The 10,615-nt window shown below is 62.8% G+C and carries 13 protein-coding genes; 4 read left to right on the top strand and 9 right to left on the bottom strand.

Annotated elements, in window-relative coordinates; all coding sequences use genetic code 11:
- Positions 1-219 precede the first annotated feature (219 nt).
- Positions 220-978, top strand: coding sequence for a 3-oxoacyl-ACP reductase family protein (locus PMI40_RS20600; RefSeq protein WP_008119381.1), 759 nt, complete (start codon positions 220-222; stop codon positions 976-978).
- 112 nt (positions 979-1,090) lie between these two features.
- On the opposite strand, the gene trpC is transcribed toward PMI40_RS20600, so the two are convergent.
- The 6 genes from trpC to rpe form a co-directional block, all read right to left on the bottom strand.
- A complete protein-coding gene (trpC, locus tag PMI40_RS20595; protein ID WP_008119379.1) occupies positions 1,091-1,891 on the bottom strand; it encodes an indole-3-glycerol phosphate synthase TrpC in 801 nt (266 codons plus the stop codon).
- A gap of 16 nt (positions 1,892-1,907) precedes the next feature.
- Positions 1,908-2,945, bottom strand: a complete 1,038-nt coding sequence (gene trpD, locus PMI40_RS20590) for an anthranilate phosphoribosyltransferase (RefSeq protein WP_008119376.1) — start codon at positions 2,943-2,945, stop codon at positions 1,908-1,910.
- A gap of 26 nt (positions 2,946-2,971) precedes the next feature.
- Positions 2,972-3,547 carry an aminodeoxychorismate/anthranilate synthase component II gene (locus PMI40_RS20585; RefSeq protein ID WP_008119375.1) on the bottom strand — a complete coding sequence of 192 codons (576 nt, stop codon included), beginning with the start codon at positions 3,545-3,547 and terminating at the stop codon, positions 2,972-2,974.
- Positions 3,548-5,044: an anthranilate synthase component I gene (gene trpE, locus PMI40_RS20580; protein ID WP_008119373.1), complete on the bottom strand. Its 1,497-nt coding sequence runs from the start codon at positions 5,042-5,044 to the stop codon at positions 3,548-3,550.
- Between the two features lie 333 nt (positions 5,045-5,377).
- A complete protein-coding gene (locus tag PMI40_RS20575) occupies positions 5,378-6,058 on the bottom strand; it encodes a phosphoglycolate phosphatase (protein WP_008119371.1) in 681 nt (226 codons plus the stop codon).
- A gap of 18 nt (positions 6,059-6,076) precedes the next feature.
- Positions 6,077-6,742 (bottom strand): ribulose-phosphate 3-epimerase, encoded by a 666-nt coding sequence (gene rpe / locus PMI40_RS20570; RefSeq protein WP_008119369.1) that lies wholly within the window; start codon positions 6,740-6,742, stop codon positions 6,077-6,079.
- 215 nt (positions 6,743-6,957) lie between these two features.
- Here rpe and apaG point away from each other — a divergent pair, with 215 nt between their 5' ends.
- A complete protein-coding gene (apaG, locus tag PMI40_RS20565; RefSeq protein ID WP_008119367.1) occupies positions 6,958-7,332 on the top strand; it encodes a Co2+/Mg2+ efflux protein ApaG in 375 nt (124 codons plus the stop codon).
- Between the two features lie 38 nt (positions 7,333-7,370).
- Here apaG and PMI40_RS24295 read toward each other — a convergent pair whose 3' ends face one another.
- Positions 7,371-7,511 (bottom strand): hypothetical protein, encoded by a 141-nt coding sequence (locus PMI40_RS24295; RefSeq protein ID WP_008119365.1) that lies wholly within the window; start codon positions 7,509-7,511, stop codon positions 7,371-7,373.
- Between the two features lie 15 nt (positions 7,512-7,526).
- On the opposite strand from PMI40_RS24295, the gene PMI40_RS20560 reads away from it, so the two are divergent.
- The gene (locus tag PMI40_RS20560; protein ID WP_008119364.1) at positions 7,527-8,762 is read left to right on the top strand and encodes a murein transglycosylase A; all 1,236 of its coding nucleotides are present in this window, start codon (positions 7,527-7,529) and stop codon (positions 8,760-8,762) included.
- Between the two features lie 97 nt (positions 8,763-8,859).
- On the opposite strand, the gene PMI40_RS20555 is transcribed toward PMI40_RS20560, so the two are convergent.
- Positions 8,860-9,297 carry a universal stress protein gene (locus PMI40_RS20555; RefSeq protein WP_008119362.1) on the bottom strand — a complete coding sequence of 146 codons (438 nt, stop codon included), beginning with the start codon at positions 9,295-9,297 and terminating at the stop codon, positions 8,860-8,862.
- A gap of 158 nt (positions 9,298-9,455) precedes the next feature.
- On the opposite strand from PMI40_RS20555, the gene PMI40_RS20550 reads away from it, so the two are divergent.
- Positions 9,456-10,232 (top strand): enoyl-CoA hydratase, encoded by a 777-nt coding sequence (locus PMI40_RS20550; RefSeq protein ID WP_008119360.1) that lies wholly within the window; start codon positions 9,456-9,458, stop codon positions 10,230-10,232.
- Between the two features lie 167 nt (positions 10,233-10,399).
- Here PMI40_RS20550 and PMI40_RS24480 read toward each other — a convergent pair.
- Positions 10,400-10,615 (bottom strand): hypothetical protein (locus PMI40_RS24480; RefSeq protein WP_238540991.1); only part of this gene is annotated, 216 nt, incomplete at its 5' end.

The raw sequence follows: 10,615 nt of genomic DNA, 5'->3' as shown, positions 1-10,615 counted from the left end.
CTTTCCCTACACGACGCTCTTCCGATCTGAGTCGGTGGTATCAGCTGCCGGTATCGGCCGTGTTGACGAAGCATTCGATGCTGACCATGGATTCCATGGCAGAGATTTTAAACCATTGGTTTAAAAAGAAGATAGTGATTGCCGGCTAGTCGATCCATAATTAAACATCGATACTTGCTTCACCCCATCCGGGTTTCCCCACTCCAAAGGAGCAAGATCATGTCGAATCAAGCATCCACTCCATCGCTGGCCAACAAGATTGCCTTCGTGCAAGGCGGTTCGCGCGGCATCGGCGCGGCCATCGTCAAGCGTCTCGCCGCCGATGGCGCCACGGTAGCCTTCACCTATGTGACGTCGCCCCAGCCGGCGCAGCATCTGGTCAGCCAGATCGAAGCCGCCGGCGGTCGGGCGCTGGCGATCCAGGCCGACAGCGCCGACGCCAGCGCGCTCAAGCAGGCCATCAGCATTGCCGCGGAGACCTTCGGCGGCCTCGATATCCTGGTCAACAACGCCGGCGTGCTGGCGTTGGGCCCGGTCGATGACTTCAAGCTGGAAGACCTGGACCGCACCCTGGCCGTCAATGTGCGCAGCGTGTTCGTGGCGACCCAGGAGGCGGTACGATTCATGAAGGAAGGGGGCCGCGTCATCAGCATCGGCAGCACCAATGCCGAACGCATGCCATTCGAAGGCGGCGCCGCCTATGCCATGAGCAAGGCCGCATTGGTGGGCCTGACCAAGGGACTGGCGCGTGACCTGGGCAAGCGTGGCATCACGGTCAACAACCTGCAGCCGGGCCCGGTCGATACCGACATGAATCCGGCCAGCGGCGATTTCGCCGAGACATTGAAGGGTTTGATGGCGCTGCCGCGTTACGGCAAGGTCGAGGAAATCGCCAGCTTCGTGGCGTATCTGGCCGGGCCCGAAGCGGGCTACATCACCGGCGCCAGCCTGAGCATCGACGGCGGTTTCTCGGCCTGAGTGCAGCTTGGACCCGGTGCCAGCCATTGGTTGCCACGGACCGCGTCACCGGTGTCGTCAAGGCGGCGGCATGCCCACGCACCCCCGCCGCGGCAGCGGCGAAGGCCTGGCCTTATGCAAACAGTCGTGCCAGTTCTTCGCCGGGTTCCTTGGCCCGCATGAAGGCCTCGCCCACCAGGAACGCGTGCACGTCGGCCTCACGAATGCGCTTGACGTCCTGTGGGGTGGCGATGGCCGACTCGGTGATCACCAGCTTGTCCTCGGGGATGCGCGGCAGCAGCTTGAGCGTGGTCTCGAGGGTAGTGTCGAAGGTGCGCAGGTTGCGGTTGTTCACGCCCAGCAGCCGGGTCTTCAACTTCAGGGCAGCGTCCAGTTCGGCTTCATCGTGTACTTCCACCAGCACCGCCATGCCCAGTTCGTGGGCGCAGGCTTCCAGCTCGGCCATCAGGCCGTGGTCCAGTGCGGCCACGATGAGCAGGATGGCGTCGGCGCCCCAGGCGCGTGCTTGGTAGAGCTGATAGACATCGACCATGAAATCCTTGCGGATGACCGGCAGGGCGCACGCCGCACGGGCCTGCCGGAGATAGTCGGGCGCGCCCTGGAAGAACTTCTCATCGGTCAGCACCGACAGGCAGGCCGCGCCGTGGCGGGCATAGCTCACCGCGATGTCGGCCGGATGGAAGTCCGGGCGGATCACCCCCTTGGACGGCGAGGCCTTCTTGATCTCGGCGATCACGCCCGCCTGGCCGGCGGCGATCTTCTCACGCAGCGCGGTTTCGAAGCCACGCAGTTCGGAACGCGCCTCGCTGTCGGATTCGACCTCGCGTCGCAGGCTGGCGAGGTCTTGCTGCTGCTTGGCGGCGCGGACTTCGTCGGCCTTGACGTCGAGGATCTTGCGGAGGATATCGGACATGGTTTTCCCGTCTGGATTAGAGTTTGCCGCCCAACTGGCGGGTGACCTGCACGAACTGGTCGAGCTTGGCGCGGGCGGCGCCGCTGGCGATGGCCGCGCGCGCCAGCTCCAATCCTTCGGCGATCGAGTCGGCCCGCCCGGAGGCATACAGTGCCGTGCCGGCATTGATCAGTACGATATCGTGGACCGGACCGGGTTCGCCGCGCAGCGCCTCGAATATCCGCTGCTTCGACTCGGCCGCGTTGGCGACCTGCAGGTTGCGGCTGGCGAACATCGACAGGCCATAGTCTTCGGGATGGATCTCGTATTCGCGGATTTCGCCATTGACCAGCTCCCCCACCATGGTGGCGCCACCCAGGGTGACTTCGTCGAGGTTGTCGCGGCCCCAGACCACGATGGCGTGCTGCGCACCCAGGCGTTGCAATACCCGTACCTGGATACCGACCAGGTCGGCATGAAACACGCCCATCAGGATGTTGGGTGCGCCGGCCGGGTTGGTCAGCGGCCCGAGGATGTTGAAGATGGTGCGCACGCCCAGTTCCTTGCGCACCGGCGCGGCGTGCTTCATCGCTGCATGATGGTTGGGCGCGAACATGAAACCGATGCCGGTCTGCGCAATCGACTGCGCCACTTGTTCCGGTTGCAGGTTGATGTCGGCGCCCAGCGCCTCGAGTACATCGGCGCTGCCCGAGGATGACGACACGCTGCGTCCGCCATGCTTGGCCACGCGCGCACCGGCGGCCGCGGCCACGAACATCGAGGCGGTCGAGATGTTGAAGGTATGGGCACCGTCGCCGCCGGTGCCGACGATGTCGAGCAGGCCGGTGGTATCGGCCATCGGCACCTTGGTGGCGAATTCGCGCATCACCTGGGCGGCGGCGGCGATCTCGCCGATGCTTTCCTTTTTCACCCGCAGGCCCATGGTGAGGGCGGCAATCATGACCGGCGACATGTCACCGCTCATGATCTGGCGGAACAGCGTGAGCATTTCGTCGTGGAAGATTTCGCGGTGTTCGATACAGCGCAGCAGCGCTTCTTGCGGGGTGATGGCCATGACTTGGGTTCCGTTGGTTGCAGGCATCACGCGTGGGCGCTGCCGGTCAGGAAATTCTTGAGCAATGCATGTCCGTGTTCGGACAGGATCGATTCGGGATGGAACTGCACGCCCTGCAGGTCGAACTGCCTGTGGCGCACGCCCATGATCTCGCCGTCGTCGGTCCAGGCGGTCACCTCCAGGCAATCGGGCAAGGTGGCGCGCTCGATGGCCAGCGAGTGATAGCGGATCACGGTATAGGGCGAGGGCAGGTCCTTGAATACGCCCACGCCGGTGTGGGCGATCTTCGAGGTCTTGCCATGCATGACCTGCTTGGCGCGCACGATATTGCCGCCGAATGCTTCGCCGATGGCCTGGTGGCCCAGGCATACGCCCAGGATCGGCAGCTTGCCCGTGAAGTGCTTGAGCAGGTCGACGCAGATGCCGGCTTCCTTCGGGCTGCAAGGTCCGGGCGAGAGGCAGATGCGCTCGGGCTTCATGGCCGTGATTTGGTCGAGCGTGATCTCGTCGTTGCGAATGGTCACCACCTCTTCACCCAGCTCGCCGAAATACTGGACCAGGTTATAGGTAAACGAATCGTAGTTGTCGATCATCAGCAGCATTTAGATTTCTCCATCCAGGCCATCTTGAACTTGCTCGGCGGCACGCAGCACGGCGCGCGCCTTGTTTTCGGTCTCTTCCCATTCCATCTCCGGCACCGAGTCGGCCACGATGCCGGCGGCGGCCTGCACGTAGAGCGTGCCATCCTTGATGACGCCGGTGCGGATCGCGATGGCGACATCCATCTCGCCGCCGAACGACAGGTAACCGCAGGCGCCGCCGTAGATGCCGCGCTTGGTCGGTTCGAGTTCGTCGATCACTTCCATGGCGCGCACCTTGGGCGCACCCGACAGGGTGCCGGCGGGGAAGGTAGCCTTGAGCACATCGAGGTTGGACATGCCCGGCTTGAGGATGCCCTCGACGTTGGACACGATGTGCTGCACGTGGGAATATTTCTCGATCACCATCTGGTCGGTGACCTTGACGCTGCCGGTGGCGGCGATGCGGCCGATGTCGTTGCGGGCCAGGTCGATCAACATCACATGTTCGGCGATTTCCTTGGGGTCGGCCAGCAACTCGCGCGCCAGTTGCTCGTCGCGTTCGATGGTCGAGCCGCGCGGCCGGGTACCGGCCAGCGGGCGGATGGTGATCTTCTTCTGGTCGGGGCCGATGGCTTCGTTACGCACCAGGATCTCGGGCGAGGAGCCAACGATCTGCATGTCGCCGAAGTTGTAGAAATACATGTACGGCGATGGATTGATCGAGCGCAGCGCGCGATACAGCATGAGCGGCGAATCGACATACGACTTGCGCAGGCGCTGGCCGATCTGCACCTGCATCAGGTCGCCAGCCATCACATACTCCTTGGCACGCGCCACGGCCTTGAGGTAGTCGGCCTTGGGGAATTCGCGGATGGTCTCGGTACGCACCGAACCGGTGGTGACCGGGGCATCGGCGGCGCGGCGCAGCATGGCGCGCAGGTCCCTGAGGCGCTGGCGGGCCTTGGAATAGGCTTCGGGCTGGGTCGGGTCGGCGTAGACGATCAGGTACAGCTTGCCGGACAGGTTGTCGATGACCGCCAGTTCCTCGGTCAGCAGCAGCTGGATGTCGGGCAGGCCCAGGGTATCGGGCGGGGCGCTCTTTTCGAGGCGTTTCTCGATATAGCGCACGGCGTCGTAGCCGAAATAACCGGCCAGGCCGCCGCAGAAGCGTGGCATGCCGGGGCGGATCGCGACCTTGAAGCGCGACTGGTATTGGGCGATGAATTCCAGCGCATTGCCTTCGGCGGTCTCGATCACCGTTTCGTTCTTGAGCACTTCGATGCGATTGCCGGTGCAGCGGATCTTGGTCGAGGCCGGCAGGCCGATGAAGGAATAGCGGCCGAAGCGTTCACCACCGACCACCGACTCCAGCAGGAAGGTGTTGCGACCGGTCTGCTGGCTCTGTGCCAGCTTGAGGTACAGCGTCAGCGGTGTCTCCAGGTCGGCGAAGGCTTCCGTGATGAGCGGAATGCGGTTATAGCCTTCGGCGGCCAGCGATTTGAATTCGAGTTCTGTCATGTGGGCTCCTGACCGTCATTGTAGAACACGCTGCAAGCGCTTCCCGCTGGCGGCGTGCGCGAGCGGGCAGGGCGAAAGCGGACTCTCGTCGACGGTGTCGTTGATGGCTTTGCCGGCGTCGACCGGCGTGTCTTTTGAAACTGGGGGGTACGATGTTGCAACAACTTCCGACGCGCAGGCGCGGCCGGAGGCGAGGCTTCTTATTGAGCCTGGAATTGCCAGCGTCGCCACAGCCAGGCCTCAGGGGCGGCTGTATGTTGGGCGGTGCGTTTGTTGTTGCGAAACATTGATGTGTGGTCGCGATCTGGAGTGATGGCCGGCCGACGACAGGTGTCAGTCGGTCGAGATTTGCTGCGCTGCTTCGAGAAGCGTCTGAACTATACCATCCGAATCGACGTCGTGTATAGATTCGCCGTGGTTGTAGCCGTACGGCACGTTGAGCACGCGGCAACCGGCCGCCCTTGCCGCCTGGGCGTCGTTGGACGAGTCGCCGATGGCCACCACCTGCGCCGGCGCCAGGCCGAAGTCCTGGCATACCTGCAACAGCGGCATCGGGTCGGGTTTCTTGCGTGGCAGTGAATCGCCGCCGTATACCACGTCGAAAAAGCCGCGCAGCCCCTTCTTTTCGAGCAACGGCAGGGTGAACGCAATCGGCTTGTTGGTCACGCAGGCCAGCCGCAGCCCCTTGGCGGTCATTGCCTCCAGGCCTTGCCTGACTTGCGGATACAGGTCGGCGAAGTCACCGTTGATGGCCAGGTAGTGCTCGGTATAGGACGCCAGCGCCCGGTCGAAGTACTGTTCGGCTTCGTCCTCGCCGTAATCCACCGCCAGCACCCGGCGCATCAGGTTTTCGGTGCCCTTGCCGACGAAGTTGACGATGGTTTCCTGCGCCAGCGGCGACAGGCCGAGCTCGGCGCGCATGCGGTTGACGGCCACATGGAAGTCGCCGGCGGTGTCGAGCATGGTGCCGTCGAGGTCGATGATGGCCGCCTTGATGTGGACGAGCTTGGTCATGGTCAGCGTAAAAGAGGGTCAGAGAGCGGCCAGCTCGGCGCGCATGGCGTCGATCACGGCCTTGTAGTCGGGCTTGCCGAAGATGGCCGACCCGGCCACGAAGGTGTCGGCACCGGCACGGGCAGCCGCAGCGATGTTCTCGACCTTGATCCCGCCATCGACCTCGAGCAGGATGTCGCGGCCCGAGGCATCGATGCGGCGGCGGACCTCGGCGATCTTGTTGAGCGCCTCGGGAATGAACGACTGGCCGCCGAAGCCGGGGTTGACCGACATGATCAGGATCATGTCGATCTTGTCCATGACGTGATCGAGGTAATGCAGCGGCGTGCCGGGGTTGAACACCAGGCCCGACTTGCAGCCGTGGTCGCGGATCAGCTGCAGCGAGCGGTCGATGTGTTCGGATGCCTCGGGATGGAAAGTGATCAGGTTGGCGCCGGCACGGGCAAAATCGGGGATGATGCGATCCACCGGCTTGACCATCAGGTGAACGTCGATCGGCACCTGCACATGCGGGCGGATCGCCTCGCAGACCATCGGGCCGATGGTCAGGTTAGGGACGTAGTGATTGTCCATCACATCGAAATGGATGAAGTCGGCGCCGGCGGCGACGACATTGCGTACTTCCTCGCCCAGGCGGGCAAAGTCTGCGGAAAGGATGCTGGGGGCGATACGGTAGGTCGGCATGGCTGGGCGAAATGATGGCTTGATCGACGGCGGCCACCCGGGGTCGCCGACGGATTGCGGGCGCGGGCGGCTGCAAAAGGCGTTATTCTACTCCCTCGCGCCGCGGCGATGGGCCGGCCTTGCTTGCGCTGTATGCCGAATTCGTGTGCAATCCCGGGGTGGCGCCCGGTGCCGGCATCGGCATCGATAAACTTACGATAACCCAGGATATCCAAATGGCAGTGTATGAGCTGACAGTGACGGTCAAGACCCAGTACCTGGAAGAGCAGTCGGATCCGTCTCGCTCGCACTACGTGTTCGCCTACGCGATCAGTATCGTCAACAGCGGCACCATCGCCGCGCAACTGATATCGCGCCATTGGATCATCACCGACGCCAATAACCATGTGGAAGAAGTGCGCGGCCTGGGAGTGGTCGGTCACCAGCCTTTTCTGCAGCCCGGCGAGCAGTTCGAGTACACCAGCGGCACCGCCATGAAGACGCCGCAGGGCTCGATGCACGGCGAATACTTCTGCGTGGCCGAGGACGGCGAGCAGTTCGACGTGCGTATTCCGGAGTTCGTGCTGTCGCTGCCGCGTACCTTGCATTGAACCCTGCGCACGCCATCCCTGGCTGAACCAAGGATTTTTTACTGCTTGCCGCTGTCTTCGGTAGGGTCCGCCTGCGCCTGGCGCTCGTCGTGCCCCCGGCGGCCGGAGAACATGGTCCACCAGACGATGAACACCAGCAGCAGCAGGGCGCCGCAGGCTTCCAAGATCAACCACAACATATGAATTAGTCTCCGATGTCATTGAACCGTTTGCCGAGCAACAACTTTATCAAGCGCCTTAGTGTAACCATATCGACCGTCTCGGTCGCCGTCCTGCTGGCAGCCTGCCAGACAACGCCGCCTTCGTCGAGCGGTACCACCACCGCAGGCGCCCCCGCGCCTACCAAGCCCGGCACGCCACCGGGCCCGACCATGCGCGCGACCAGCTTCGCGCAACTGCCCGGCTGGAACCGCGACGACCTGCGCGAAGCCTGGCCGGCGCTGCAATCGTCCTGTTCGGTGATGATCCGCAAGCCCGAATGGCGCGCTGCCTGTGGCGCGGCCCAGCAGGTCAACGCGGCCGATGCGGGCCTGCTGCGTGCCTACTTCGAAACCTATTACACGCCGTACCAGTTATTCAACGCCGATGGCAGCGACAGCGGCCTGGTGACCGGTTACTACGAGCCCTTGCTCAAGGGTTCGCGCCGTCGTGGCGGGCCCTACCAGACGCCGTTGTACCAGGCGCCGGACGACCTGCTGACGATCGACATGGCGTCGGCCTATCCGGAATTGAAGAACCTGCGCCTGCGCGGCAAGATCGCGGGACGCAAGGTGGTGCCTTACCCCAGCCGGGCCGAGCTGATGCAGTCCAATGCGCTGGCCGGCAGCGAGCTGGTGTGGGTGGACGATCCGGTCGAGGCCTTCTTCCTGCAGGTGCAGGGTTCGGGCCGGGTCTACCTGCCCGAGACGCGGGAAACCATCCGCATGGCCTACGCCGACCAGAATGGCCGACCCTACAAGTCGATCGGGCGCTACCTGGTGGACAAGGGTGAAATGGAGTTATCGCAAGCCTCGGCGCAGAACATCAAGGCCTGGGTCAAGGCCAATCCGGCGCGCAAGGAAGAATTGCTCAATAGCAATCCAAGCTATGTGTTCTTCAAGGAAGAAAAACTGCCGGATCCGTCCAAGGGGCCCAAGGGCGCGCAGGGCATCGCCTTGACCCCGCAGCGTTCGATCGCCGTCGACCCGCAGCATGTGCCGCTGGGCGCGCCGGTGTTCTTGTCCACCACCTTGCCCAACAGCGAAAGGCCGCTGCAGCGACTGGTGGTGGCGCAGGACACGGGCGGGGCCATTCGTGGCGTCGTGCGGGCCGATTACTTCTGGGGCTTTGGTGACGAGGCTGAAGACATGGCCGGCGCGATGAAGCAACGCGGCGCCATGTGGATATTGTTGCCCAAGGGGATGAATGTGCCGGCCGCGGCCGGTAATTAGCCGTTCGTGCGCTTTCGCCCGGCGTTGGCATTGCTGCAGGTAAAACGCCTGGTCCCCTCACGGGAGCCAGGCGTTTTTGCCGCGTGGTCGTGCCCAGTCAGCGCAACACCAGCACCGGGATGGTCGAATTGGCCAATACCTTCTGGGTCTTGCTGCCGAGGAACATGCGCGAGATGCCGCTGCGCCCGTGCGAGGCCATGAAGATCACATCGCAGCCGTAGTTCTTGGCGGCAGTGATGATTTCTTCGTCCGGCGAAAAGGAAAGCACGGTAGCGGTCTGGCAGGGTACCCCGGCCGCTGCGGCCGCATCGCTGATCTTCTTGACGTGCTGTTCGGCCAGCGTGCGCACGTTTTCTTCGTACAGGCTGGGATCGATGGCCATCGAGCTTTCGGCCAGCGGTGAAAAGGGGTAGGGTTCGGCCACCGAAATGCCGATGATGCTGGCGCCACAATTGCGGGCGTAGTCCACGGCGGTGGCGATGGCCTTGTCCGAGCGGTCTGAGCCGTCCGTGGGTACCAGGATAGTCTTGAACATGAGAGCCTCCTTATATATAGGGGAAGAGCTGCTTCCACTATATGCTGTGACTGGCTTGCCCGCATGGAATTCCAGTCACGCGTTGCGCCAAGTCAGATTTCTTGATTATTCTGATGCCCGGCGCACTGTTATTGCAGCTTTACCTATAAGGAGACTCCATGACCTATCAACATATCCTGGTGGAAGTCCAGGGCCGGGTGGGGGTGATCCGCCTGCACCGCCCCAAGGCACTCAACGCACTCGACGACACGCTGATGACCGAGCTGGGCCAGGCGTTGCTGGCATTCGACGCCGACGACCAGATCGGCTGCATGATCGTCACCGGTAGCGAAAAGGCGTTTGCCGCCGGCGCCGACATCGTCGCCATGGCCGACTTGACCTATATGGATGTCTTCAACGGCGAGTTCATTACCCGTAACTGGGAAACCATCCGTCGCGTGCGCAAGCCCGTGATTGCAGCGGTGGCCGGCTTTGCCCTGGGTGGCGGCTGTGAATTGGCCATGATGTGCGATTTCATCATCGCCGCAGACAATGCCCGCTTTGGACAGCCCGAGATCAAGATCGGGATCGTGCCCGGGGCCGGCGGCACCCAGCGCCTGCCGCGCGCGGTGTCCAAGGCCAAGGCCATGGACCTGGCACTGACCGCGCGCATGATGGACGCCCAGGAAGCCGAGCGGGCAGGGCTGGTCTCGCGCGTGGTGCCGGCCGATAGATTGATGGAAGAAGCGCTGGCTGCCGCCAACACCATCTGCGACATGCCGCGCCAGGTCGCCATGATGGTCAAGGACTCGGTCAATCGCGCCTTCGAGTCGACCCTGACGGACGGACTTAAATATGAGAGGGCGCTGTTCTATAGCTGCTTCGCCACCGAAGACCAGAAAGAGGGCATGAAGGCGTTCATCGAGAAGCGCGCGCCGACCTTCAGGAACGGCTGATCGAAGCATCCCTGTCTGCGGTAATGGCCTGGTCGAATGCCCGCCCCGCAAGGGGCGGGCATTTAGTCTTTCTGGGGTTTGCCGCGAGGTGCAATCCTGTAACGCAAGCTGGCCGCGGGTTTGCGCTGATCCTTCAGGACCCGGAAGGGGCCGTCATAAATTATTTTTCAGTTTGGTTCAAAAAGTACTTGCGCCGGAATGGGGCCATTGCTATAGTTCGCCCCCTGCTGAAGCAACGCAGAAAGCGGAGTGAAGAACGAAGCGAAAGTTGCGGGCTGAAGCGGGTGGGGAAGTGACGGTTTTGAATGATTTGTCCAGGCGAGCATCAAGCAGCGCCAAGATAAAAAGTTTAAAGAAAAGCGAAAAAAGTAGTTGACGCGATT

Origin of the sequence: Herbaspirillum sp. YR522, from assembly GCF_000282575.1 — a bacterium.
GTDB lineage: Bacteria > Pseudomonadota > Gammaproteobacteria > Burkholderiales > Burkholderiaceae_D > Herbaspirillum.
The sequence above is the reverse complement of the archived record's forward strand: the minus strand, read 5'-3'. Positions and strand labels throughout refer to the sequence as shown.